The 24,786-nt window shown below is 70.3% G+C and carries 25 protein-coding genes; 16 read left to right on the plus strand and 9 right to left on the minus strand.

Features of this window, described 5'->3' with window-relative positions; translation table 11 throughout:
• The first annotated feature begins 125 nt into the window (after positions 1–125).
• A complete protein-coding gene (locus NDW01_RS40930) occupies positions 126–467 on the plus strand; it encodes a DUF4190 domain-containing protein (protein WP_252829924.1) in 342 nt (113 codons plus the stop codon).
• On the plus strand, positions 419–985 hold the full coding sequence (locus NDW01_RS40935) for a hypothetical protein (protein WP_252829925.1): 567 nt from the start codon (positions 419–421) through the stop codon (positions 983–985). Before NDW01_RS40930 ends, NDW01_RS40935 begins: the two co-directional genes overlap by 49 nt.
• Positions 986–1,059: 74 nt before the next feature.
• Here the strand turns inward: NDW01_RS40935 and NDW01_RS40940 are convergent, their stop codons facing one another.
• Positions 1,060–1,503: a sterol carrier family protein gene (locus NDW01_RS40940; protein ID WP_252829926.1), complete on the minus strand. Its 444-nt coding sequence runs from the start codon at positions 1,501–1,503 to the stop codon at positions 1,060–1,062.
• Between the two features lie 210 nt (positions 1,504–1,713).
• On the opposite strand from NDW01_RS40940, the gene NDW01_RS40945 reads away from it, so the two are divergent.
• From NDW01_RS40945 to NDW01_RS40955, 3 genes are all read left to right on the plus strand, one after another.
• Positions 1,714–2,898, plus strand: a complete 1,185-nt coding sequence (locus NDW01_RS40945) for a S8 family peptidase (RefSeq protein WP_252829927.1) — start codon at positions 1,714–1,716, stop codon at positions 2,896–2,898.
• A 122-nt stretch (positions 2,899–3,020) separates the two neighbouring features.
• On the plus strand, positions 3,021–3,698 hold the full coding sequence (locus NDW01_RS40950; RefSeq protein ID WP_252829928.1) for a class I SAM-dependent methyltransferase: 678 nt from the start codon (positions 3,021–3,023) through the stop codon (positions 3,696–3,698).
• Positions 3,699–3,812: 114 nt separating this feature from the next.
• Positions 3,813–6,581, plus strand: a complete 2,769-nt coding sequence (locus tag NDW01_RS40955) for an NACHT domain-containing protein (RefSeq protein ID WP_252829929.1) — start codon at positions 3,813–3,815, stop codon at positions 6,579–6,581.
• Between the two features lie 8 nt (positions 6,582–6,589).
• Here the strand turns inward: NDW01_RS40955 and NDW01_RS40960 are convergent, their stop codons facing one another.
• On the minus strand, positions 6,590–7,210 hold the full coding sequence (locus NDW01_RS40960; RefSeq protein WP_252829930.1) for a pentapeptide repeat-containing protein: 621 nt from the start codon (positions 7,208–7,210) through the stop codon (positions 6,590–6,592).
• Positions 7,211–7,464: 254 nt separating this feature from the next.
• Positions 7,465–7,725 carry a hypothetical protein gene (locus tag NDW01_RS40965; protein WP_252829931.1) on the minus strand — a complete coding sequence of 87 codons (261 nt, stop codon included), beginning with the start codon at positions 7,723–7,725 and terminating at the stop codon, positions 7,465–7,467.
• A gap of 26 nt (positions 7,726–7,751) precedes the next feature.
• Between NDW01_RS40965 and NDW01_RS40970 the strand changes: the two genes are divergently transcribed.
• Together NDW01_RS40970 and NDW01_RS40975 are read left to right on the plus strand one after the other, a co-directional pair.
• On the plus strand, positions 7,752–8,075 hold the full coding sequence (locus NDW01_RS40970; RefSeq protein ID WP_252829932.1) for a helix-turn-helix domain-containing protein: 324 nt from the start codon (positions 7,752–7,754) through the stop codon (positions 8,073–8,075).
• A 105-nt stretch (positions 8,076–8,180) separates the two neighbouring features.
• Complete coding sequence (locus NDW01_RS40975; protein WP_252829933.1) at positions 8,181–8,708, plus strand: type IV toxin-antitoxin system AbiEi family antitoxin domain-containing protein; 528 nt, start codon at positions 8,181–8,183, stop codon at positions 8,706–8,708.
• A 35-nt stretch (positions 8,709–8,743) separates the two neighbouring features.
• Here the strand turns inward: NDW01_RS40975 and NDW01_RS40980 are convergent, their stop codons facing one another.
• Positions 8,744–10,171 carry an MFS transporter gene (locus tag NDW01_RS40980; protein ID WP_252829934.1) on the minus strand — a complete coding sequence of 476 codons (1,428 nt, stop codon included), beginning with the start codon at positions 10,169–10,171 and terminating at the stop codon, positions 8,744–8,746.
• Positions 10,172–10,256: 85 nt separating this feature from the next.
• Between NDW01_RS40980 and NDW01_RS40985 the strand changes: the two genes are divergently transcribed.
• Positions 10,257–10,928, plus strand: coding sequence for a TetR family transcriptional regulator (locus NDW01_RS40985; protein ID WP_252829935.1), 672 nt, complete (start codon positions 10,257–10,259; stop codon positions 10,926–10,928).
• 199 nt (positions 10,929–11,127) lie between these two features.
• Here NDW01_RS40985 and NDW01_RS40990 read toward each other — a convergent pair whose 3' ends face one another.
• Positions 11,128–11,727, minus strand: a complete 600-nt coding sequence (locus NDW01_RS40990) for a TetR/AcrR family transcriptional regulator (RefSeq protein WP_252829936.1) — start codon at positions 11,725–11,727, stop codon at positions 11,128–11,130.
• 115 nt (positions 11,728–11,842) lie between these two features.
• On the opposite strand from NDW01_RS40990, the gene NDW01_RS40995 reads away from it, so the two are divergent.
• Together NDW01_RS40995 and NDW01_RS41000 are read left to right on the plus strand one after the other, a co-directional pair.
• Entirely contained in the window at positions 11,843–12,583 is a 741-nt protein-coding gene (locus NDW01_RS40995; protein ID WP_252829937.1) for an SDR family NAD(P)-dependent oxidoreductase, read from the plus strand.
• 135 nt (positions 12,584–12,718) lie between these two features.
• Positions 12,719–13,468 (plus strand): SDR family oxidoreductase, encoded by a 750-nt coding sequence (locus NDW01_RS41000; protein ID WP_252829938.1) that lies wholly within the window; start codon positions 12,719–12,721, stop codon positions 13,466–13,468.
• Between the two features lie 54 nt (positions 13,469–13,522).
• On the opposite strand, the gene purL is transcribed toward NDW01_RS41000, so the two are convergent.
• The 4 genes from purL to purS form a co-directional block, all read right to left on the minus strand.
• Positions 13,523–15,853 (minus strand): phosphoribosylformylglycinamidine synthase subunit PurL, encoded by a 2,331-nt coding sequence (gene purL / locus NDW01_RS41005; protein WP_256514404.1) that lies wholly within the window; start codon positions 15,851–15,853, stop codon positions 13,523–13,525.
• A 64-nt stretch (positions 15,854–15,917) separates the two neighbouring features.
• Complete coding sequence (gene purQ, locus NDW01_RS41010) at positions 15,918–16,595, minus strand: phosphoribosylformylglycinamidine synthase subunit PurQ (protein WP_252784026.1); 678 nt, start codon at positions 16,593–16,595, stop codon at positions 15,918–15,920.
• A gap of 54 nt (positions 16,596–16,649) precedes the next feature.
• Positions 16,650–17,093 carry an ATP-binding protein gene (locus NDW01_RS41015; protein WP_252829939.1) on the minus strand — a complete coding sequence of 148 codons (444 nt, stop codon included), beginning with the start codon at positions 17,091–17,093 and terminating at the stop codon, positions 16,650–16,652.
• 133 nt (positions 17,094–17,226) lie between these two features.
• Positions 17,227–17,469 (minus strand): phosphoribosylformylglycinamidine synthase subunit PurS, encoded by a 243-nt coding sequence (gene purS / locus NDW01_RS41020; protein WP_252784024.1) that lies wholly within the window; start codon positions 17,467–17,469, stop codon positions 17,227–17,229.
• A gap of 488 nt (positions 17,470–17,957) precedes the next feature.
• Between purS and NDW01_RS41025 the strand changes: the two genes are divergently transcribed.
• The 6 genes from NDW01_RS41025 to NDW01_RS41050 all read left to right on the plus strand — a co-directional run bounded on the left by NDW01_RS41025 (position 17,958) and on the right by NDW01_RS41050 (position 24,343).
• On the plus strand, positions 17,958–19,571 hold the full coding sequence (locus NDW01_RS41025) for a hypothetical protein (RefSeq protein ID WP_252829940.1): 1,614 nt from the start codon (positions 17,958–17,960) through the stop codon (positions 19,569–19,571).
• Positions 19,572–19,789: 218 nt separating this feature from the next.
• A complete protein-coding gene (gene pdhA / locus NDW01_RS41030; protein ID WP_252829941.1) occupies positions 19,790–20,911 on the plus strand; it encodes a pyruvate dehydrogenase (acetyl-transferring) E1 component subunit alpha in 1,122 nt (373 codons plus the stop codon).
• A gap of 48 nt (positions 20,912–20,959) precedes the next feature.
• On the plus strand, positions 20,960–21,937 hold the full coding sequence (locus NDW01_RS41035; protein WP_308211881.1) for an alpha-ketoacid dehydrogenase subunit beta: 978 nt from the start codon (positions 20,960–20,962) through the stop codon (positions 21,935–21,937).
• 2 nt (positions 21,938–21,939) lie between these two features.
• On the plus strand, positions 21,940–23,361 hold the full coding sequence (locus NDW01_RS41040; protein ID WP_252829942.1) for a dihydrolipoamide acetyltransferase family protein: 1,422 nt from the start codon (positions 21,940–21,942) through the stop codon (positions 23,359–23,361).
• Between the two features lie 143 nt (positions 23,362–23,504).
• On the plus strand, positions 23,505–23,921 hold the full coding sequence (locus tag NDW01_RS41045; RefSeq protein ID WP_252784019.1) for a type II toxin-antitoxin system HicB family antitoxin: 417 nt from the start codon (positions 23,505–23,507) through the stop codon (positions 23,919–23,921).
• Entirely contained in the window at positions 23,918–24,343 is a 426-nt protein-coding gene (locus NDW01_RS41050) for a cytotoxic translational repressor of toxin-antitoxin stability system (protein WP_252829943.1), read from the plus strand. Before NDW01_RS41045 ends, NDW01_RS41050 begins: the two co-directional genes overlap by 4 nt.
• The last annotated feature ends 443 nt before the right edge of the window (positions 24,344–24,786 follow it).

The following is a 24,786-nucleotide window of genomic DNA, read 5'->3' on the forward strand; positions in this document are numbered from 1 at the left end:
GACTTCGCCCGATCACCGGTCCTGCCGGAATCCGCCGACGCCACGATGACCGGCGCGCCGCGGCGACCGGCCGCCCGCCGATCGAGCACGATGAGCACGGGGGTGATCACGGAATGTATCCGCCGATGCGCGAGACGCAGCCGCAGCGCAGGGGGCTGGGCATCGCCGCGCTGGTGCTCGGGATCGCGGGGCTGCTGACGCTGCTGCTGTGCGGGATCGGCGTGATTCTGGCCATCGCCGGCCTGGTCATCGGCATCGTCGCGGTCGTCCAGCGGAACGGCCGCGGCATGGCGGTCGCGGGCATCGTCCTGTCGGCGGTCACGCTCATCATCGCGATCGGCTTCGCCGTGTGGTTCTACGGCCGCATCGAGCCCTGCGCGGACCGGACCCGCTACCCGACGAAGGCGGACCGCGACCGGTGCCTCCAGGAGCGGGTCCCCTTCCTGAAGCCCCGCCCGACCCCCTGACGAGGGCACGGAACCGGGCGTTCCTTGACAAGGTAGGTCCGTGGGGCGAGCATGACGGCGGGCGCCGATCCAGCGCCCAGCGCATCGAGAAACCCGACTTCGGCTACGCCGTCCAGGTCCCCCGGGACTGGCAGGAACGGGAGCCGAATCTCAGGAACAGCCCCTGGGAGACCGCCCGGTTCGTCGACCCTCAGGACCGGCGGCACAGCCTGATCGTCTTCCGGCAGCCGACCCGGCCCGGGCGCTCCGCCGCAGAGATCGCCGAGGGTGCGCGGCACTCGCTCGCGCACCTGCGCTTCGTCGACTTCGCGGTCAGCGAGGTGACCGTCGCCGGGCGGGCGGGAACGCGGCTGGACTGCGTACGGCATGACGCCGGCCGGAGCTGGCACGTGAGCGAGTACTTCGTCGTCGAGGACGCCGTGACGTTCTGCCTGGGGTGCGGCTCGACCGTCCCCGACGAGGACGAGGCGCTCTTCGCCGCGATGGCCGAGCGGCTGGAGCTGCTCGACCGGAACTGACCCGGGTCAGGGCCCGCCGCAGGGGCTGCGGGCCCTACCGGTGTCCGGAACCCGCCGCAGGAGGCTGCGCGCCCCTACCGGCGTCCGTACGGGTCGACCGGCAGGTACGGCGACAGGTCGGCCCGCGAACCGCTCGCGGAGATCCGGTCGACGGCGTCCGCCCAGGCGAGCCGGCCGGTCGCGAGCAGGATCCAGGTCCTCGGGTCGGTCTCGATGACGTTCGGGGGCGTGCCGCGCGTGTGGCGAGGACCCTCCACGCACTGCACGGCGGCGTACGGGGGCACGCGCACCTCCACCGACTTGCCCGGCGCCTGCCCGGCGAGGCGCTCCAGCAGCAGCTTCACGGCCAGGCGCGCGGCGGCGCGCTCGGGCTCGGCACCGGCGGCGTACGCGGTGACGACCGCGTCGACGAGGGCGTCCGCGAGGCGAGTGGCCGGACCGGCGTAGGGCTCCTCGCCGAGTGCGGCGAGCTGGTCGTCGAGCGCGGCGCGCAGCCGCTCGGCTGTGGGTTTGGCCATGACGGGACAGACGCTACCGGGTTCGAACGACACCCCTTCCCCCCCGTTCGACCCGCTAAATTGCCCTAGTCACCCATATGCCACTTAATCTCATATGCCACAGGAGTACGGTCTTGTGGCAGTTTGGCTTTGCGCAGCCGGTGCCCCCTCCCGGCGCATGCCCCCCGATCTAAGGAGAGCCCCCCTGTGAGGGTCCGAGCCAGAAGACTCGTGATCACATCCTCCGTCGTCGTGCTGGCCGCGGCCGCGGTCCCGGCGTACGCCGCCATCAACGAGCCGACGCCGCACGTCGCCGTGGCCTCCGCCTCCGTCTCCGCCGCCGCGGTTCCCGGGCAGTACATCGTCACGCTGAAGCACACGGGCGTGCACTCGTCGAAGCTGTCCGGTTTCAAGCGCATCCACGACTACGGCGACGGCTTCGCCGCGAAGCTCACGCCGGCTCAGCTCAAGAAGGTGCAGAGCGACCCGAACGTCGCCGCCATCGAGCAGGACCAGAAGGTCCACATCCAGGCCACCTCGCCCACCCCTTCGCCGACCCCCTCGACCACCCCGCCCCCGACGACTCCGCCGCCCCCCAAGTCGACCACCCAGACGAACCCGAACTGGGGCCCGGACCGCATCGACCAGCACAAGCTTCCGCTGTCGCACTCGTACACCTACACGCACACGGGTGCCGGCGTCGACGCCTACGTCATCGACACGGGCATCGACACGACCCTCAGCCAGTTCCAGGGGCGCGCGGACTCGGTGTACGGCCGCAAGGGGGACTGTGAAGGCCACGGCACGCACGTGGCGGGGATCATCGGGTCGAAGACCTACGGGGTGGCCAAGGGCGTCAGGCTGCACGCCGTGCAGGTGCTGGACTGCAACGGTGATGGCGAGTACTCCGACGTGATCGCGGGCGTCAAGTGGGTGACCAAGCACCACGCCAAGCTGTCGGTGGCCAACCTCTCGCTGGCCGGGCCGAAGTCCACGGCCCTGAACAACGCGGTGACGGCGCTCTCGAAGTCCGGCGTGTTCGTCGCGGTGGCCGCCGGGAACGACAGCGCCGACTCCTGCAAGTACTCCCCGGCCAGCGCGGCGAGCGTCGAGGCCGCCGCGGCGAGCACGTCGAAGGACAAGCGCGCGACGTTCAGCAACTACGGCAAGTGCGTCGACATCTACGCCCCCGGCTACGGCATCAAGTCGACCTACCCCGGCGGCACGGCGTTCATGGACGGCACCTCCATGGCGTCGCCGTTCGTCGCCGGCGTCGCGGCGCTGTACAAGTCGGCGTACGGCCAGAAGTCCTTCGGCACCATCCAGACGTGGATGCACGACCACGCCACCAACAACGTCATCATCCACAACAAGACGAGCACCCACAACCGCCTGCTCTACAAGAGCACCCTCTGACCTGATCACGCGAAGAGGCCGCCGCCCCGACGGGACGGCGGCCTCTTCGCGTACGAGGCCTCCGGACGTGGCGGTGGCCGCGTGGGGTTGCGGGGTGGTGAGGGCTCGGTGATGATCAAGGCATGGGGTCGGCCGCTGAGGAAAGCCCGGAGGACGTGCTCGCCGAGCAGGTCGCCTACTACCGGGCGAGGGCTCCGGAGTACGAGGCGGGTGCCCTGTGGCCCCTCGGCCCTGAGCTGCCGGAGGCGCTGGACGCCTTCCGCCCGGCGGGGAGCGTGCTCGAACTCGCCTGCGGCCCCGGCATCTGGACCACTCGGCTGATCCGTCACGCCACGGACGTCACCGCGGTCGACGCGTCGCCGGAGATGCTCGCCCTCGCCTCGGCGCGGGTGGGCGCCGAACGGGTGCGCTTCCTATCGGCCGACCTGTTCCGCTGGCGGCCGGACCGCCGCTACGACGTCGTCTTCTTCGGCTTCTGGCTGTCCCACGTCCCGCCAGAGCGCTTCGAGTCCTTCTGGTCGCTGGTGGCCGATTGCCTCAAGCCGGAGGGGCGGGTGTTCTTCGTCGACGACGCGTACCGCACCACCGACGAACTCGTCGAGGGCGAGCGGTCCGCGACCATCCGGCGCCGGCTCGACGACGGCACCGCCTACCGGATCGTCAAAGTTCCCTACGAGCCCGCCGACCTCGAACGACGACTCGAACGACTCGGGTGGCGGATCGAGGTCCACTCCACGTCCGGGCCCTGCTACTGGGGAGCGGGCGGCCGAGAACGGGCCGCGGCCCGAACGCTGGACTAGTGACGACCGAGCGCTCATGGTGGCGGAGGATTCCGCACGCCGCCTCGTGGCAGGGAGTGGACACTTCCCCCGGCATGGCGTGGGTTCGCCGTCTGGTGAGGCGATGATGTCGCTATGGCGAGGCGTGCGCTGATCGGAATCGGCCTTGCGGTGACGGTGGTGGCCGCAGCGGGGCTCGGTGTCTATCTGGTCCGGGCCGGGCTGGACAAGGCCGACAAGCTGGCCAGCGTGCTGGGGTTGTTCGTCGCCGTGGCCGGCTTGGCCCTCACCGCCTACGGCCTCGTCGCCGACCGGGCTCGGGCCGACGACCAACGTCACCACGACGTTCACAGTCGGGTCGAGGCCGTCTTGGAAGGCTTGGCCCGTGAACAGATGCGGCAGTGGCGTGAGGAACTGGTGATGCGCCGCGTGCAGGGCCGCCTGCTGCTGCCGGTGACGTGCCGGGCCGCGCAGCCCGACCTGTTCGACCACTGGGCCAACATTCGCGGCCCGGCCGACGATGCCCCGCTGGATCTCGACGGTGACGTGGTCGATCTCGACCAAGTCCTCACCCGAGTGTCGTCCCGCCGGCTGGTCATCCTCGGCACGCCCGGGGCGGGGAAGAGCGTCGCCGCGCTGCGGCTGGCACTACGCCTGTTGGAAGAGCGCGATGCCCACGACCGGCTACCGGTGGTCCTGCCCGTCGCGTCCTGGGACGCGCGGAAGACGGGCCTGTGGCGGTGGGTGGCTGAGCGGCTCACCACCGAACACCCCGAACTCGCGGCATCAACGGGTGCGGGCACCACACTGGCGGACGAGGTGGCCCGGCCCGAACGACTGCTGCTGGTGCTGGACGGCTTCGACGAGATCCCCGGACCCCGGCGGCCCGCCGCGCTCACGGCCCTGAACGAAGGAGTCGACGAACACAGTCACTTCGTGCTGACCAGCCGTACCGAGGAGTACCGGCGGGCGGTGCACGCGGTCGACGTGCTGCGCGCCGCGCCTGCCGTGGAACTGCGCCCGCTGTCGGTTCCCGAGGTGGTCGAGTACCTGCGCACCAGCACCCGGCGTACGACACAGGACGGTTCCGGCCTGTGGTCGAGGGTGATCGCGTGTCTGCAGGACGGAACCAGTGCGCACGCGCAGCGGCTGCGCGCCGTGCTCGTCTCGCCGCTGATGCTGGGCCTGGCGCGGTCGGTCTACGCGTCAGCGGACACGAACCCGGACGAACTCCTGGACGCGGCCGCCCTGCCCACCCGCGCGCGGATCGAGGGTCACCTACTAGGACGGCTCGTCCCAGCGGCCTACAGCCCGCCGCCGGACGTGGGGCCGCCGCCGCGCTGGCGAGCGAAGGACGCGGAGAGATGGCTTCGCGGCCTTGCCGGGGACGCGGTCCGCGGCGACGCCCCCGGTGGAGAGCTGGCCTGGTGGCGGGTGTATCGACGGCAGACGGCCGCCGCGACGGCCGGCGCTGTCGTGATCGTCTACGCTGCGGCAGTCGCGCTCACCGCCGCGCTGCCCTTGCACGGCAAGGTGCGGTGGCTAGGCGTCAGCTGCCCGTTCTGGGTCGCCCTGGCACTGGCGGGCGCCCTGCCGCTGGCCGTTGCCCTGACGGACGTCCACCTCGCGGAACCCGCGCCGGTGCGGCTGAGCCTCAGGTCACGCCTGCCTGGGATCACGGCGCGCACCGTGGCCGGCGCGGCCGGGGTGGGCTTGGCCTGGTTGTCTACCATGCCGACCTCGAAGGATCCATATCCGGCGGGCTTCCCGGTGCCCTTCGCGCTCGTGCTCGCGGTGTTCTTCGTGGTCCGGGCGACACCGACGGCCGCCACCGACGTGACTGCGGGCACGCCGCGGGCGCTGCTGCGCACTGACCGGGCCTCGGCGCTGACGACCGCTTTCAACCTGGCGGTGGCCGGACCGCGCCGTTGGTGTCTGGAGGCACTGGTCCTCCTGCCGATCCCGCTCTTGGTCACGTGGCAGGACCATGCGGGCGCAGGCAGGAACGGGGCGGCCGCGTGGGCCGCCGCCGGCGGCGCCGCAGCCGCCCTCACCTTCCTCTACGGCCTCACCGCCTCCGCATGGGGCCGCTTCACCATCGCGCGCGTGCTGCTGGTCGCGACCCGGCGGCTGCCGTGGCGGAGCCTGAGCTTCCTCGAGGATGCCAGGAACCGCGGGGTACTGCGCCTTTCCGGGGGCGCATACCGTTTTCGTCACGCCCGGCTGCTCGACCACCTGGCCGGCCCCGGGGCGTCTCCCGTAGAAGCCTCGTCCTGGTCTTCTGCGCTGCCGGCCCAGTGGCCGGCCCCGCTGCTGGCGGGTGCGGTGCTGGCGGCGGCGGCCGTGAGTCTGACCGGGACCATCGGCCGTATGGCGCGCCCTTCGGGGCCTTACCTGCCGACGCCCTCCGCCTGCTCGCTGCTGGACGCACCGGCCCTGACCGCCGCGCTGGGTGGTGTCCCGACGCGGGACCTCGACCCGCCCGTGGACGGTGGGATGTTCGACACCCACACCGCGGACAGGGCCCTTACGTGGTGCAGCTGGCACACGGCCAACGGCTCACGTTTGGGGCTGGCCACGCTGACCGCGGCGTCCACCCCTTCTCTCAACGCCTCCGATGTAGCCGTCCAGGACTTCGCCGGGGAGATGAACGACCCGGGCGGCCACCCAGACGTCGACCCCGCCGCCCGGCCCTGTGACTGGCGCCACGAGCGGGTCGGGTTGGTGCCCTCGGAAGCGGATGCCAACCACTGGGAGAGCATCGTGCTGCTGTGCGGAAACGTACTGCTCGACGTGGAGTACCGTCCGGCCGCCACGATCCGCCCGACCGCCGGCACGTACTCAACGGCGCAGCGGCTGCTCAGGGTCGCGACGACCAAGGCGCTGCGCCCCGTGAGCGGTTGACGCCCGACTCAGGGCTCTTTCACTTCGAGGTCGAGGGCCTGCGCGATGACGATCGCCTGGTAGGGGTCGATCACCGCGCGCGTCAGGGAGGTGACGTGCGGGTTCAGCGACGACAGGTCGCTGCCCCGCAGGTCGCATTCGGACAGGTCCGCCTTCTGCAGCGACGCGCCGGAGAGGTCCACGTCGCGGAACGACGCCTTCTGCAGCCGCGCGCCCGTGAGATCGGCCTCCCGCATCCGTACCCTGCGGAACGAGGACCCCCGCAGGTCGGCTCCCGGCAGGGCGGTGAAGGACCAGTCGCCGCCCTCCACCGTGAACAGGCCGTAGGTGCAGCCGTCGAACACGCTGCCGACCAGCTTGCATCCCGTGAGGGTGGCGTCGAAGAACGAGCACCGGACGAACGTGCAGTTGATGAAGGCCGCGTCGGTGTACGAGGAGACGTTGAACCGGACGCCCCGGAACACGCACTCGGTGAACGCCACGCCCTGACCCGACGTCTCGGTCAGGTCCACGTCGACGAACTCCACGCGCGTGTGCTCTTGCCCGGACAGGTCCCGGCCGTCCCAGTCCTCGGAGCGGATGGTGCTCTCGATGGGCGGCGCGGGCCGCCCATGCTTGCGGTCGGCCATGGTCCTCCGCTCCTCGGCTGCGCGTCCGCGCGACGTTACCCGAGGTCACCGACAGAAACGTCGCCGCGGCGAATGCATGTTGCCGGCGGGGACTGCGGAACGACGAGATCCCTGGCGAACAGTGCGGCTAGAGCGCGGCGATCGCCAGGAGGATGAACACGGGAGCCTGATTCACAGCTCGAACCAGTACGTGCCGCCGCGCGCGGCTTCGGGACGGCCCTGGATGGTGATCGCTCCCAGCATGCCCGCAGCCATCACGCGGCCGCCTTGGCGATCAGGTAGGCGGCGGCGATGACGGGCTCGGCTCCCGCCCGGCCGGTGCGGCCCCAGAGGAAGTCCCACACGCCGTCGTCCCGTTGCCCCGCCGCGATGCCGAGCTTGGTCCCGTCTCGCCTCGGCAGGTACAGGACCGGCTCTCCGTGGCTCGGTACGACGATCAGCGATGTCCGTTTCAGCGCCGCGAGGTGCCAGGCGAGTGCGGTCAGCAGCCGATAACGCGTCGCGTCAGCCGTCATCGCGCACCCTCCGATTTCTCTCGTTCATGCCCGCAGGTCACAGCCCGAGCATCCGGGGCCGTCAGCTCATCGCCGAGTTGAAGCGCCTCCGCGAAACCGCGCAACTCACTCAGGAACAGGTGGCCGAAAGCCTGGACTGGCACCAGACGAAGGTCTTCCGCATCGAGACCGGCCGCACGGCCCCGCACCCGAACGACGTCCGCCTGATGGTGGAGTTGTACGGCGTCACCGAACCCGGCCGGCGGGACGGGCTCGTCCAACTCGCCAAGGACGCCCGAAAACGGGGATGGTGGTACGCCTACCGAGACGTCGTCCCACACCAGTACGAGATCTACATCGGCCTCAGGTGATGCCATATCAGCGGGGCGCGCACCCCGGCATGCTCGGCCCGTACAGCATCCTCGGGTTTCCGGGCCATGCCGACCTGGATCGCCAGTGGGTTCAATGTGGTGGGCATGCCGAGACGTCGTCCGCCGATGGGGCCCGACCTCGTCGCGCTCATTCGAGCGCAGGCCGGGGTGGTGGCGCGGTGGCAGTTCCGCGAGCACGGAGTGCCGGACAGCGCCATACGCACCCTCCTCGACTCCGGCCGGTGGACGGTCCGGCATCCGGGCGTTCACGCGACCTTCAGCGGCGACCTCGGACGTACCGCGGAGCTGTGGGCGGCGGTCCTGGCGTGCAGCCGCAGGCCCCGCCTCGAACCCGGTGTCCGGCACTGCCCCGACGCCGTCCTCAGTCATGAGACCGCCGCCGAGCTGTACGGCCTGACCGACCGGCCTTCCGCGGTCGTCCACGTGACGGTTCCGGACGGACGGCGTCGCCCGGTGGCGGCACCGGGGATCCACGTGCACTTCTCGATGCACTTGGCCGACCGGCGGCATCCCGTGCGGTCGCCGCCGCGCACGCGCGTCGAGGACACCGTCCTGGACCTCACCCAGACCGCTCCGGACATCGACACGGCCATCGACTGGCTCAGCCCGTAGAGGGCTGCGGACACCAGGGATCGTGGAACAAGGGGTCAGGCCACCGGCTCCAGCACCGGCTCCGTCTCTCGCGGCGCGCTCCGGCCGGTGCGGAGGGCGTACAGGCTGAGCGGGACGCCGATGGAGACGATCGCGGCGCCGACGAGCAGGGCGAGTTGGTAGCCCGCCAGGAACGCGTGGGTCGGCGTGGAGCCGCCGCGCAGTACCGCGGACTGGCGGGAGGTCAGGATCGCGCCGATGATCGTCACGCCCAGAAGGCCGGCCACCTCACGGGTGGCGTTGAGCACGCCGGAGGCGGCGCCGGCCCGGTCGGACGGGAGCACCCCGATCACCGCGTCGGTGAGCGGCATCATCGTCAGGCCGGAGCCGATCCCGAAGAGGACGAAGGACGGCATCAGATCGAGGAAGTGGGCGCCCTCGCCGACGAAGGACACCATGACCAGGCCGGCGACGTTGAGGGTGAGGCCGGCGGCGACGGTGAGGTGCGTGCCCAGGCGGCGCGCGACGGACCCGGCGAACGGCGCGATGACGATCATCATCAGCGCCATCGGGATGATCGACGCACCCGCCTTGGTCGGGGAGAAGCCCAGGATGTTCTGCAGGAACATGGCCGTGAACAGGTAGACGCCCATCACGCCGAAGCCCCACAGGACCATGGCGCCGACGCCGCCGCTGAAGACCCGGTTCCGGAACAGCGACAGGTCCACCATCGGGTCGGCGGCGCGGGTCTCGAGCACGATGAACAGAGCCCCCGTGACCGCGGCGAGGGCGAAGGCCCCCAGGATGAGCGCGGACGTCCAGCCGCGGTCCGATCCCTCGATCAGCGCGTAGGTGACGGACAGCAGGGTCACCGCGGAGGTCAGCAGGCCCGGGAGGTCCAGGCGGCGGCGTACGTCCTCGGTGGTCTCGCGCATCGAGACCGCGATGATGGCGATCGTCGCCACGCCCACCGGCACGTTGATGAGGAAGATCCAGCCCCAGTGCCAGTGGTCGCTGATGAAGCCGCCGGTGAGCGGCCCGAGCGCCAGGGCGAGCGCGCTGACGGCGCTCCACACGCCGACCGCCCTGCTCCGCTCCCGCGCGTCGGGGAAGGTCGAGGAGATGATCGCCAGCGTCGACGGCACCGACAACGATGCTCCGACGCCCTGCAGGACGCGGGCCGTGATCAGGATGCTCTCGCTGTTCGCGAGCCCGGCGAGCAGTGACGCGCCGGTGAACAGCGCCAGCCCGGTGATGAAGAGCCGGCGGCGGCCGTACACGTCGCCGAGCCTGCCGCCGACGAGCATCAGGCCGGAGAAGACCAGGATGTAGCTGCTGACGATCCATTCCAGCCCGGACAGCGTCAGGTGCAGGTCGCGCTGGATCGACGGCAGCGCCACGTTGACGACGTTGTTGTCCAGAAAGGTCATGAAGGTGGCCAGCGCGACCCCGGTCAGGGTCCACCAGCGTCGACTCGATTCCATCGCTTCCCGCTCCTGTACATCGTTCTTGTACGGCGTACATGTACGCCGTATAGGGAAGCCTGCTTGTACGGCGTATAGTTGTCAAGTGGCCGCGACAGACGAACGAACCCGGCTCAGCCGGGAGACGGTGGTGGACGGCGCGCTCGCGCTCGTCGACGAGGAGGGCCTGGACGGGCTGACCATCCGGCGGCTCGCCCAGCGGCTCGGCGTCACACCGATGGCGCTGTACTGGCATTTCAAGAACAAGGACGAGCTGCAGACCGCGCTCGTCAACCGGCTGTGGTCACTGGTCGACCCGGACGTCGACCCGGAGGCGCCGTGGCACGCCCGGCTGCACGTCCTGATGACGTCCGTGGTGTTCGTGCTGCGCACGCATCCCAGTGCGGCCCAGCTGATGATGACCGCGAACCTCGAGGCCGCCCCGTACTGTTACGACTCGATGGAGGTGGCCCTGGCGCTCCTCGCCGAGGGCGGGTTCACCGCCGAGCAGGCGGCCGCCATCAGCCGCTACGGCCTGCGCACGGCGACCATGCTGGCGGTCGGCGACCCGAAGATGCCGCCGAAGATGACCTCCGAGGAGATGGCGGACGCCCTCCGGCGCAAACGCGTCATGTTCGAGACGCTGTCCCCCGAGCGGTACGGCCACCTGGTGAAGGCGGCGACCGCGCTCGCCTCCATCGACGAGTCCGACGCCGACGTCGCCCTCGGGGTCGACCTGTTCGTGGCGGGCGTCCGGGCCCTGGCCCCCCACAGCTGACCACCGCGTACGGTCCCGGGCGCGGCCATCACAACGGCGCTCGCCACGGCGGCAGCGGCGGCCGCCGCGCGGGGCACGGCCTGAGCGCGCCCACTGTGAGCACCCTCGCCACAGCCGGCAGGACCCGCCACGGGGAGTGCGTCGCCAGTGCCCCGGCCGGCCCTGCCGACCCGTTTCCCGCAGCCGGTCGCCCAGGTCCTTAAGCGCGAAGGGCGTCGATCAGGGCATCGACGGCGGCGAGCGCGGAGGCCGTGTCGAGTCCTGCGCGGGAGACCAGGGAAAGGCCCTGGACGGTGAACAGCAGGAGCTGCGCCTGGGCCTCGGGGGTGGCGTCCCGGCTGACCTCGCCGTCGGCCTGCGCGCGCCGCAGGCCGGTGGCGACGATCTGGATGAAGCGGGCGTGCGCGCGGGCCACGATCTCGCGCGCCTCGGCATCCTGCGGGACAAGTTCGGCGGTGGCGTTGCCGATCATGCACCCTTGCGGAACGCCGACGTCGGAGGCGTACTCCTGCGCCCGGGCCGGATTGGCGAGCACCTCGCGCAGCGCCGGCAGCACCGGCCCGGCCTCCAGCGCCGTCACCAGCTGACGCTCGTAGGTCTCCCAGTACAGCCGGACCGCCGCCAGGTAGAAGCTCCGCTTGTCGCCGAAGGCGCCGTACAGGCTGCCCCGCTCCAAGGCCAGCGCCTCGACGAGGTCCTGGACGGAGGTCGCTCCGAAGCCCCGAGACCAGAACAGGAGGAGCGCGCGCTCCAGGGCCTGGTCCTTGTCGAATTCCCGGGGGCGTCCTGTCCGTGCCATGACGCCACGGTACGACTTTTTGACCGCATGCACAAAAGGCCGTACGGTGACGACCAACGACTTCTTGAACGTTGACACAGAAGTCGATCGGGTTGCGGACGAGAGGCAGGACCACATGGACTTCGAGGGAAAGACGGCGCTGATCACCGGATCGGGCGCCATCGGCGGGCTCGGGCACGCGACAGCGAGGATCCTCGCCGCCGGCGGGGCCAACGTGATCATCACCGGCACCGACCCGGACCGCGGCGCCCAGGTCGTCGACGACGTGCGGGGAGGCGCGGCCGGCTCCGCGCGCTTCATTCCCGCCGACCTGGCCGACCCACAGGCCGTGCAGCGGCTGGCCGAGGATGCCGGGGCTGTGGACATCCTCGTCAACAACGCGGGCGTCGTCCCGTTCAGCACGACCGCCGACCAGGACCTCGCCGCCTACGACGCCGCCTTCGCGGTCAACGTGCGCGCGCCATTCATCCTGGTCGCCCACCTCGCGCCGAAGATGGCCGCGCGCGGGGGCGGGAGCATCGTCAACGTCAGCTCCACCGCCGCCGGCCTCGGCATGCCGCCGATGGCGGTCTACGGCGCCACCAAGGCGGCACTCGAGTCCCTGACCCGCACCTGGGCGGCCGAGTTCGCCGCGTCGAACGTGCGCGTCAACGCCGTGTCGCCCGGTCCGATGACCACCTCCAAGGTGGTGGCGGCCATGGGCCCCGACCTCGGCGGCATGGGATTGACGACCGCACTGAAGCGCACCGCCGACCCGGCCGAGGTCGCCCACGTGATCGCCTTCATCGCCGGCGACCAGGCCAGCTACGTGACCGGCGCCGTCGTCGCCGCCGACGGCGGCCGGACCGCCATCTGACCCGGGACACGCCTGCCGCCGACACGGTGAAGGCGGTGCGGCGCTCTCCGAGATGGCGGGGATGGCCCGTCATCGGTGCCAGAACCACTGCTACCAGAACCATGCGCCTTGGCGCGAGTGAGGAGATCGACTTCGATGGATCGTCTTACGGGAAAACACGCACTGATCACGGGCGGGACGGGCGGCATCGGGCTCGCGACCGCCCGCGAGTTCCTCGCCGAGGGAGCGACCGTCGCGATCACCGGCCGCTCGCAGGAACGGCTGGATGAGGCCGCCCGGCAGTTGGACGGCCCGCTGCTGCCCATCCTCAGCGATGCCGGCGACGTGCCCGGCCAGGCGGCGCTCGCGGCGCGGCTGCAGGAGGAGTGGCCGAAGCTCGACATCGTGATGAGCAACGCCGCCGACGTCACCCATCTCCCGATCGAAGAATGGACCGAGGAGGCATTCGACAGGCTGGTCGCCACCAATCTCAAGGGACCGTTCTTCCTGATCAAGGCCCTGCTGCCGCTCTTCTCGCGGCAGGCCTCGGTCATCCTCGTCGGTTCTGTCTCCGCTTTCATCGGGCACGAGAACGCGGCGGTCTACGGTGCCGCCAAGGCCGGCCTGCTGTCCTTCTCCCGAGGGCTGACCTATGAGTTGAAAGAGCGGGGCGTCCGGGTCAACGGGCTGAGCCCGGGGCCGACCGTCACGGACACGTTCAAACCGCTCGGCCCGGAGCGCCAGGCCGCCATCTACGAGGAACTCCGGCGGACCGTGCCCCTCCATCGCATCGGCACCGCCACCGAGCTGGCGAAGGCGGCCGTCTACCTCGCCTCTGACGAGTCCGCCTACACCGCCGGCACCGTCCTGCGCGTTGATGGCGGCATCGGAGAACTCGCCTACTGAAACGGCTCAGGCCGTGCGCCGCGCCGGGTCGTGGGACCCGGCGCGGCGGATCGATCAGCCGAACAGGGCGGGCAGGGCGCCCTGGTGCACCTCGCGCAGCTCGCTCAGCGGGATCGAGAACAGTCCCTGGACCTCGAACGCGTCGCCGCCGACCGTGCCCAGCCGGCGCACGGGGACCCCGGCCGCCTGCGCGAGCGCGGTGACCCGCTCCTCGTGCTCGGGGTAGACGGCCACGACGGCGCGGGCCACGGACTCGCTGAACAGCTCGGTGAACGGGTCGTCCGGCAGATCGATCACGCAGCCGAGACCGCCCCGCAGGCAGGACTCGACCAGCGACTGCGACAGGCCACCGTCGGACAGGTCGTGCGCGGCGTTCAGCACGCCCTCGTGCGCTCCGGCCACGAGCACCGACGCGAGCGCCGCCTCGGCGGCCAGGTCCACGCGCGGCGGCAGGCCCCCGAGGTGCTGGAACACGACGTGCGCCCACTCGGAGCCGCCGAACTCCGGCCGGGTCTCGCCGAGCAGCAGCAGCGTGGTGCCCTCGACGATGAACGACATCGGCACCCGGCGGTTCACGTCGTCGTGGACGCCGAGGACGCCGATCACCGGGGTCGGGTTGATCGGCGTGGTGCCGGTCTGGTTGTAGAAGCTGACGTTCCCGCCGGTCACCGGGACACCCAGCACCTGGCAGGCGTCCGCGAGGCCCTCGACGGCGCGCGCGAACTGCCACATGACGCCCGGGTCCTCCGGGGAGCCGAAGTTGAGGCAGTTGGTCACCGCGAGCGGCCGGGCACCCGTCGTCGCGACGTTGCGGTAGGCCTCGGACAGTGCGAGCTGCGCACCGGCGTACGGGTCGAGCCGGGCGTACCGGCCGTTGCCGTCGGTGGCCAGCGCGATGCCCTGCGGCCCGTCGCCGATGCGGATCAGCCCGGCGTCCTCCGGCGTGGCCAGCACCGTGTTGCCGAGCACGAACCGGTCGTACTGCGAGGTGACGAACGACTTGTCCGCGAGGTTGGGCGAGCCCACCAGCCACAGGACCGTGTTGCGCAGATCTTCGGCGGTGGCCGGGCGCGGCAGGCGGCCGGGGCCGTCGGCCTGCAGCTGCGCCAGGTCGGCCGGCACCTCGTACGGCCGCTCGTACACCGGGCCCTCGTCGGCGGCGGTGCCCGGCGGGATGTCGACGATCGTCTCGCCGTGCCAGGTCATCCGCAGCCGCCCGGTGTCGGTGACCTCGCCGATCACCGTGGCCGGGACGTCCCACTTGGCGCAGACCTCGAGGAAGCGCTCGACCTTGGCCGGCTCGACCACGGCCATCATGCGCTCCTGAGACTCGCTCATCAGGATCTCTTCGGGCCGCAGCGTCGCGTCGCGCAGCGGGACCTTGTTCAGGTCGATGTCCATGCCGCCGGTGCCGGCCGCGGACAGCTCGGTGGTGGCGCAGGAGACGCCCGCCGCGCCGAGATCCTGGATGCCGACGACGAGATCCTCGGCGAAGATCTCCATGCAGCACTCGGTGAGGAGCTTCTCCATGAAGGGGTCGCCGACCTGCACCGACGGGCGCTTCGCCTGCGACTCCTCGTCGAAGGTCGCGCTGGCCAGCACGGACGCGCCGCCGATGCCGTCCGGACCGGTGCCCGCGCCGAACAGGATGACCTTGTTGCCCGGCCCCGGCGCGATCGCCCGCTTGATGTCCTCGGGCTTGAGCACACCGACGCACAGGGCGTTGACCAGAGGGTTCGCGGCGTAACAGTCGTCGAAGACGACCTCGCCGCCGATGTTCGGCAGGCCGAGGCAGTTGCCGTAGCCGCCGACGCCGCTGACGACGCCGTCCAGCACCCGGCGCGTGTCCGGGGCGTCCGGCGGGCCGAACCGCAGGGAGTCCATGACGGCGACCGGGCGGGCGCCCATCGACAGGATGTCGCGGACGATGCCGCCGACGCCGGTGGCGGCGCCCTGGTACGGCTCGACGTACGACGGGTGGTTGTGCGACTCGATCTTGAAGGTGACGGCCCAGCCGTTGCCGACGTCGACGACGCCGGCGTTCTCGCCCATGCCGACGAGGAGCGCGTCGCTCTGCGGGGCCTTGTCGCCGAACTGCCGCAGGTGGACGCGCGAGCTCTTGTACGAGCAGTGCTCGCTCCACATGACGGAGTAGATCGCCAGCTCGGCGGAGGTCGGCCGCCGGCCCAGGATCTCGCGCACGCGGGCGTACTCGTCGTCCTTCATGCCGAGCTCGGCGTACGGGAGCGGGAGCTCGGGCGTCTGCGCGGCGCGCGCGACGGAGTCCACCTCCACCGGCCGGACCGGCGTGGGCTCGGTCGCCGCCTCCGCGGACCCGGCGCCGGTCGGCTCCAGGCCCTTCTCGTCGATGTTCTGCTCGCTCATGCGCCCTCCTCCGTCGGGGGAGTGACCAGAGGCGCTGTGCTGCTGATTCGCTCGCTCCGCTCGCTCATGCGTGGACCAACTTCTTGACGACCGAGGTGAAGAAGCCGAGGCCCTCGGTGGACGTACCGGTCAGGGCCTCGACAGCGTGCTCCGGGTGCGGCATCAGGCCGACGACGTTCCCGGCCTCGTTGCAGATGCCGGCGATGTCGTTCAGCGAACCGTTGGGATTGACGTCGAGGTAGCGGGCCACGATCCGGCCGGAGGACTCCAGCTCCTCGAGGGTCTCCTCGTCGGCGACGTAGCAGCCGTCCATGTTCTTGACCGGAATGACGACCTCCTGCCCCTCCTCGTAATCGGAGGTCCAGGCGGTCTCGACGTTCTCGATGCGCAGCCGCTGGGCGCGGCAGACGAAGTGGAGACCGACGTTGCGGGTCAGGGCTCCGGGCAGGAGGTGCGACTCGCACAGCACCTGGAAGCCGTTGCAGATGCCCAGGACGGGAAGGCCGTCGCGGGCGGCGGCGACCAGCTTCTCCATGAGCGGCGCGAACCGCGCGATCGCCCCCGCGCGGAGGTAGTCGCCGTAGGAGAAACCGCCGGGGAGGATGACGGCGTCGACACCGAGCAGGTCACCTTCGGCGTGCCAGAGGGACACCGGCTCGGCGTCCGCGAGGCGCACCGCTCGTGCGGCGTCCCGGTCGTCCAGCGACCCGGGGAAGGTGATCACGCCCACACGGGCTGACATGGGCACACTCCGATACAAGAACGGACTCGGGACGTGCCCTAGCTTATCCGGCGTTCAGCCTGCGGTTTTCAGAAGTTGGGGCTCCAGGAGCCGCATGGGCGACTCCTCCTGCCAGCTCAGCCGCTTCTGGAGGTAGACGACGGTCCCGGTGTCCGGGCGGCTGTCGAACGTCACGTCGTCGACGAGCGCCCGCATGATCTTGATTCCGCGCCCGGACTCCGAATCGAGGCCCGCGTTCTTCTCCGCGTCGCCCGTGAAGCCGTGGCCCGTGTCCGCGACCTTCAGGACGCAGTGATCTCCGGCGATACTGGCGATCACCTCATAGTGACTCGCCGAATCGACATGCTGCACCACATTCGTGCAGGCTTCGGATGCGGCCACGAGAAGGTCGGCGATACAGGCTTCCGAAACCCCCAGTCCGCGCAGCGTATCGCCCAGGACCCGGCGGATCACCGGGATGCTGAGAGTCTCACGCGGCAAGTCGAGTGAGAACTTCATATCCACCGGTCACCTCGTGTCATCTTTGACCCCTGACCTGGGGGTCGACCCCGTCTTCGCGATTCTTTCAACGAAGCTAAGGCTTCCCCGGTGGAAACTGGCGTAATCGCTCGACCGAGCTAACTTTGAGCGACTATTCGGCGCGGAGTTCGAACGTCTCGATGACCGGGTTGGCCAACAGCGTCTCGGCCATCTTCCGGACACGTTCCGTGGCCGCTTCGTCGGCCGGTCCTTCGACTTCGATCTCGAACCGCTTGCCTTGCCGCACCTGCGTGACACCCTCGAAACCGAGCCGCGGCAGCGCCCGAGCGACCGCCTGGCCCTGGGAATCGAGAATTTCCGGCTTGAGCATGACCTCGACGATGAAACGCGCCATGGTTGACCCCCTCTGATCTGCAGCTACGGCATCGAAGCGTACGGCACGGCCGGCGGCCGATGACGCGACGCCTCCTCCGGTGGGATCGTAGGGCCCGATCATCCCCCCGGAGGAATCGTCATGCGCGCCGAGGAACTGACCGAGCCCGAGTCGGCACTGTGGGACGCGTTCCCCGCCGCGCGGACCGTCGACCTCGGCGGCCGGGGCGAGGTACGGGCCGAGGTGATCGCGGCACTGCTCTCAGGCGCGCGCCGCCGGAGCCGGGGCGATCGACGCCGGGTTGCACGGCCACAAGTACGCGATCGACGCGGCCGTGGCCGAGATGGCCGTACGGCGGCGACGTCCGGTCGTCCTTCTCCCCTCGGATATCGACGACATGGCGAAACTCTGCGGTGATCGGGTGCGTCTCGTTTCCGTGTAAGCCATCACACCGAGCGGGTCGCCGGCGCGCTATACATGAGAGTTCTGTCGTCGCCCCGGAGCCGTGGATGCTGATCGATGACCTGACCAAGCCCGAGCGGGTGCTCTGGGACGCGTTCCCGCGCGGGGAGACCGTGGACCTGTCCGGCGGTGACCAGGACTTCGACGCCACGAACGCCTGGGGCCCCGAGCGTACGATCCGGGCCGAGGTGATCTCGGCGCTGCTGCTCGGCGCGCGGGAGACCGAGCCCGGCCAGGTCGCCGCCGTGCGCCTGACCGGCGCGCGGATCACCGGCACCCTCAACCTCGGGCACGCCCACGTCAGTGTCCCGCTCGCGCTGACCGGCTGCCAGCTCACCGACGCGCCGCACCTGTACTGGGCGCGGCTGCGCAGCGTCCACCTCATGCGCTGCCGGCTGCCCGGCCTGGTCGCCTCGGGCGTGCGCATCGACGGGCACCTGTGGCTGGAGGGCAGCCACATCTACGGCGGCGTGTGGCTCGACAGCGCCCACATCACCGGCATCCTGAACCTGACCGGCGCGTACCTCTCGCACCCGAACGGCGACTCGCCGCTGCTGGCCGACCGTCTCATCGTCGACAACAACGTCTACTGCGACCAGGGCTTCACCGCCGAGGGCGAGGTGCGCCTGCCCGGCGCGAACATCGGCGGCCTGCTCAACCTGCGCGGCGCGCGGCTGCGCAACCCCAAGGGCCAGGCGCTGTACGCGAGCCGGCTCACGGTCGCGGCCAACATGTTCTGCGACGGCGGGTTCAGCGCCGAAGGGGAGATCCGGCTGCGCGGCGCGCGGATCGGCGGGTACCTCTCGATGGTCGGCGCGACCGTGTCCAACCCGGCCCGTACCGCGCTCAACTGCGACGACATGAGCATCGAGACCGACATCTACTGCTCGGACGGCTTCCGCTCCGACGGCGTGGTCAGCCTGGCGGGCGTGCACATCGGCGGCCTGTTCAACCTGCGCGGCGGGCGGCTCGCCAACCCGGCCGGTGTCGCGCTGAACCTCCAGCGCGCCCAGGCCGAGGAGGTGATGCTGCGACCCGCCGAGCCGATCAAGGGCGTCGTCGACCTGAGCTACGCGCGGATCAAGCTCATGCGCGACGACCCGCTGTCCTGGGCGCCGAGGTACCAGCTCGACGGCCTCACGTACGAGATGATCGACCCGCCGCTGACCGCCAAGGAGCGGCTCAAGTGGGTGGCCCGCGACACGGACGGCTACATCCCCCAGCCGTACGAGAAGCTGGCGGAGACCTACCGCGCCCTCGGGCACGACGGCGAGCGGCGCAGCGTCCTCCTGGCCAAGCAGCGGGCGCGCCGGGACACCCAGCCGGTGACGCGCCGCATCTGGGGGTACGCCCAGGACTGGACGGTCGGCTACGGGTACCGGCCGTTCCTGGCCGCCGCGTGGCTCGTGGCGCTGCTGGCGATCGGCACGGCGGTCTTCCAGCACCACCATCCGCGGATCCAGGAGCCGGGGCACAACACGCAGTTCAACCCGTTCCTGTACACCCTGGACCTGCTGCTGCCGGTCGGCTCGCTGGGTCAGGAGGGTGAGTTCGCGCCGCACGGCATCTACCTGTGGATATCCGACGCGCTCGTCGCCGCGGGCTTCATTCTCGGCTTGACCGTCGCCGCCGGCGCGACCCGCGTCCTATCCCGAGAGTGATCCACTCCTAGCGAATCACGGCGTGATTCGCGTTGGTGGCAGGGCACAACCTTCCGGGTACGTTTCCGTAGGAGCAAAGGCTTGCGCCCGGGTACGTGGCCTCTGTCACGATGACGACTACGTCTCCCGTACTCGCCGGGATCCGCGGGAAGGGCGACGCGCAACCAGGCCGACCGCGGCGATCCCGCGGACGGCCCTGAACGCACGAGGAGTGGCACGTGATCGTCGACGCCGCGCGCGGTGCGCCCCTGGGCACCGACGCACAGTCTCCCCCACCGGAACTCGTCCAGCTGCTCACCCCCGAGGGCGAGCGCGTCGAGCATCCCGAGTACGACGTGAACCTGACCCCCGAGGAGATCAAGGGTCTGTACCGCGACCTGGTGATCGTCCGCCGGATCGACACCGAGGCCGTCGCGCTGACCCGTCAGGGCGAGCTCGGCATCTGGGCCTCACTGCTCGGCCAGGAGGCCGCGCAGATCGGCTCGGCGCACGCCCTCAAGCAGGACGACATGGCCTTCCCGAGCTACCGGGAACACGGTGTGGCCTGGTGCCGTGGCGTCGACCCGCTCGACCTCCTGGGCCTCTTCCGCGGCGTCAACCACGCCGGATGGGACCCGAAGGCGCACAACTTCCACCTCTACACGATCGTCATCGGCAGCCACACCCTGCACGCCACCGGCTACGCCATGGGCATCCAGCGCGACGGCGCCGAGAACGCCGCCATCGTCTACTTCGGCGACGGCGCGACCAGCCAGGGCGACGTCAACGAGGCGTTCGTCTGGTCGGCCGCGCAGAACGCCCCCATCGTCTTCTTCTGCCAGAACAACCAGTGGGCCATCTCCGAGCCGCTGGAGAAGCAGTCCCGCATTCCGCTGTACCGCCGCGCCGAGGGCTTCGGCTTCCCCGGCATCCGCGTCGACGGAAACGACGTCTTCGCCGTGCACGCCGTCACGCAGAAGGCCCTCGACAACGCCCGCAGCGGGCAGGGCCCCACGCTCATCGAGGCGTTCACCTACCGGATGGGCGCGCACACCACCACCGACGACCCGACGCGCTACCGGCTCCAGGCCGAACTGGAGTCCTGGAAGCTCAAGGACCCGATCGAGCGCCTCAAGGCGTACCTCGTCAAGAACCAGCTGGCCGATCGCGAATTCTTCGACGCGATCGACGCCGAGGCCAAAGAGGTCGGCTCGGACCTGCGGAGACGGTGTCTAGAATTGCCCGACCCGGAGCCGACGGCGATCTGGGAGAACGTCTATGCGACCGAGCACTCGCTGCTCGCGGAGGAACGCGGCCAGTTCACCTCGTACCTGGCATCGTTCGAGGATGTGTCCCGATGAGGGGGCGGCCGGTTCCGGCCGGGGGTACGCGCGGAGGGGAGTGCGACGGTGAGCGCTGAGACGCTGACTCTTTCCAGGGCGATGAACGAGGGCCTTCGCAAGGCCATGGAGAACGACCCGAAGGTCCTCATCATGGGAGAGGACGTCGGCAAGCTCGGCGGCGTCTTCCGGGTGACCGACGGTCTGCAGAAGGACTTCGGCGAGGCGCGCGTCATCGACACGCCGCTGGCCGAGTCCGGCATCGTCGGCACGGCCATCGGCCTCGCACTGCGCGGCTACCGGCCGGTGTGCGAGATCCAGTTCGACGGGTTCGTGTTCCCCGCGTTCAACCAGATCACCACGCAGCTCGCCAAGATGCGGATGCGCTCGCTCGGCACGCTCGAACTCCCGGTCGTCATCCGGATCCCGTGCGGCGGCGGCATCGGCGCGGTCGAGCACCACAGCGAGTCGCCCGAGGCGTACTTCACCCACACCGGTGGCCTGCGCGTCGTGGCCTGCTCGAACCCGGCCGACGCGTACACGATGATCCAGCAGGCCATCGAGTGCCCCGACCCGGTCATCTTCTTCGAGCCGAAGCGCCGCTACTGGGACAAGGCCCCCGTCGACCGCGACCTGTCCAAGGCCGTGCCGTTCGACAAGGCCGTCGTCGCGCGCCCCGGCGAGGACGTCACCGTGCTCGCGTACGGGCCGATGGTCAAGACGGCGCTGGAGGCCGCGCAGGCCGACGAGCAGCACTCGATCGAGGTCGTCGACGTCCGCTCGCTGAACCCGCTCGACGAGGAGACGGTCCTGGAGTCCGTACGCCGGACCGGCCGGTGCGTCGTCGTCCACGAGGCGCCGGTCTTCAACGGGTACGGCGGCGAGCTCGCCGCCCGGATCACCGAGAAGTGCTTCTACAACCTGGAGGCACCGGTGCTGCGGGTCGGCGGGTTCTCCACGCCGTACCCGCCGTCCCGACTCGAGGACCACTACCTGCCCGACCTCGACCGCGTCCTCGACGCCGTCGACCGGACCTTCGCGTGGTGAGCATGGGCGAGCTGAAGCAGTTCAAACTGCCGGACGTCGGCGAGGGCCTGACCGAGGCCGACATCGTCAAGTGGCACGTACGGGCCGGCGACCCCGTCGAGGTGAACCAGACGATCGTGGAGATCGAGACGGCCAAGGCCGTCGTCGAGCTCCCCTGCCCGTACGAGGGGACGGTCGCCGAGCTCCTCGTCGAGGAGGGCACGACCGTCGACGTCGGCGTCCCGATCATCTCGGTCGCGGTCGGCGGCGACGTCCCGCCCGCCGAGGAGACCGCCGCTCCGCCGGAGGGCGCGCAGGAGCCGGGCATGGTCGGCAGCCCCGCCCCGGCGGTCGACCCGTCCGCTCCGGAGCAGAAGCGCGTCCCGGTCCTGGTCGGCTACGGCGTGAAGGCCGGCTCGACCAAACGCCGCCCGCGCAAGACGCCGGCCACCGGTGGACCGGTCCCGGCCGCGTCCGCACCGGCCGAGCCCGCCGCAGCGGCCGTACGGGCGGAGCCCGCCGCTCCGGCGCAGGCTGTTCCCGCGGCGCAGGCCGTCCCCGCCTCCCGGCCCGCCGGGTCGCGGGTCGCGGTGCTGGCCAAGCCGCCGGTCCGCAAGCTGGCCAAGGACCTCGGCGTCGACCTGACCGCCGTCACCGGCACCGGCCCGCAGGGGTCGATCACCCGCGACGACGTGCGCCAGGCCGTCGAGGCACCCACGGCCCCGGTCCGTACGGCGGGCGAGCGGCGGGAGGAGCGCATCCCGATCCGCGGGGTGCGCAAGCACACGGCGGCGGCCATGGTGCAGTCGGCGTTCACCGCGCCGCACGTCACCGAGTGGCTGCAGGTCGACGTGACCGAGACGATGAACGCCGTGAAGCGGCTGCGCGAGCTGCCGGACTTCGAGGGCGTCAAGGTCTCGCCGCTGCTGCTGGTCGCCAAGGCGGTGCTGCTGGCGGTCCGCCGCAACCCGCTGATCAACTCGGTCTGGGACGAGGACGCACAGGAGATCGTGGTCAAGCACTACGTGAACCTGGGCATCGCCGCCGCGACCGAGCGCGGGCTGATCGTGCCGAAGGTACGCGACGCCCACGACCTGTCGCTGCCCGACCTGGCCCGGGCGCTCGCCGACCTCGCCGCCACGGCGCGGGCCGGCAAGGCCACCCCGGCCGACCTGTCCGACGGCACGATCACCATCACCAACGTCGGCGTCTTCGGCGTCGACGCGGGCACCCCGATCCTGACCCCTGGCGAGTCGGCCATCCTCGCCTTCGGCCAGATCCGGGACATGCCCTGGGTGCACGAGGGCGAGATCAAGATCCGCAAGGTGACGACGCTGGCACTGTCGTTCGACCACCGCATCGTCGACGGCGAACTCGGCTCCGCCGTCCTCCGCGAGATCGGCGCCATGCTCGAAGACCCCATGCGCATGCTCGCCTGGTCCTGACCGGGAAGGTCTCCGGGCCGCCAGGCCCGGAGACCTCTCGGCGTCGCTACAGGCAAGGATCGCCACCCAGCGAGGTACGTTAAGTACTTGACGTACCTGCCGTCGTCACAAAAACGGCATGACCGGTGACAGGGAGTGGCATCATGTCGTCTGTGCACTTCAACAGTTACACGGAGGCGCGCGCGCATCTGAAGGATCTCCTGGACGCAGCGGAGCTCGGATGCACGGCGACCGTACGTCGTGAGTCCTCCAGGGCGGCCGTCGTCGACGCTGATCGGCTGCGGCATTTCCTCGCCGTTGTGAGTCCGGTTCGGGCGCAGGTCGTGGCCGAGGACGGCGGCTGGTCGGTCTTCCTCCCCGGGTTGCCCATCTCCGCCGATGGCGCCACGTTCGACGAGGCGATCGCCGAGATGGTCGATGCCCTCCGTGAGTATGCCGCCGACTGGCAGGAGCGGCTGCGTGAAGCCCCGAATCATCGCCAGCAGTGGGGACTGGTCCAGCTGATCGATCTCAGCAGCGACGACCAGCTACGCGACTGGCTCACCGGGGAGGGCACATGACCTGGCCTCAGCCCACCCGGAAGGATCATGAGTGCTTCTGCGTGACCGAAGGATGGCACCGGGTGCGCGATGCGCGTGGACGCGCTGGAACACATCACGCCACCTACGAACTCGACCTGCCCGACGGCTCGATCCTGCGGACGAGGATCTCTCACCCGGTTGACCGCAGTGGCTACGGCAAGGGCCTGTGGGCGCATATCCTCCGTGACCAGCTCGGTGTCTCGGATGAGGAGTTCTGGGCCTGTGTTCGCGACGGCCAAAAACCCGACCGAGGAGCTCCTCCACCGGTCAAAGACTCCCTTCCCGCCGAGATGGTGCGTCTCTTGATCACCCGGGTCGGCATTTCGGAGAAGGAGGTCGCCGAGATGAGCCGGGAGCAGGCCATCATTCGGCTGCAGCAGTACTGGCTGGACTGCATCTGACAGACCGGCGGTCAGACAGGGAGCTGAACGAGATCGCCGAGCAGTACGACACGACGGACATGAGCCAGGACGTCGCTGCGGCGGATCTGAAGCGCCATGAGCCGCTCTCGTCCGAGCGAGCCGGCAACTCATCCCGCTCCGATCCTGACCGCATGGTCCAAAGTCGTGTACGAGGCGGTACGCGACGGACTTCGCAGCGCAGGACTGGCCCGCTCCGCCTGAGCGGCCCCTGACGATCGGTGACCGCATCGCGACCGTTCAGATGGCCACCAGGCGGGATGATCACTGACGCCCACTGTCCTCTATGAGCAGTGAACGCCAGTGATCTGTGAGTGTTTGGGTGGCGCTTGTGGGTGGAGTGCTGTCAGGCTCGGTGCCCGGCGATCTGGGTTGACTCTCCAGTGATCTGGCCGTCCTTTGAGGGCGTGCCTTGGACTTGACCT

Source organism: Actinoallomurus soli, assembly GCF_024055715.1.
Lineage (GTDB): Bacteria > Actinomycetota > Actinomycetes > Streptosporangiales > Streptosporangiaceae > Actinoallomurus > Actinoallomurus soli.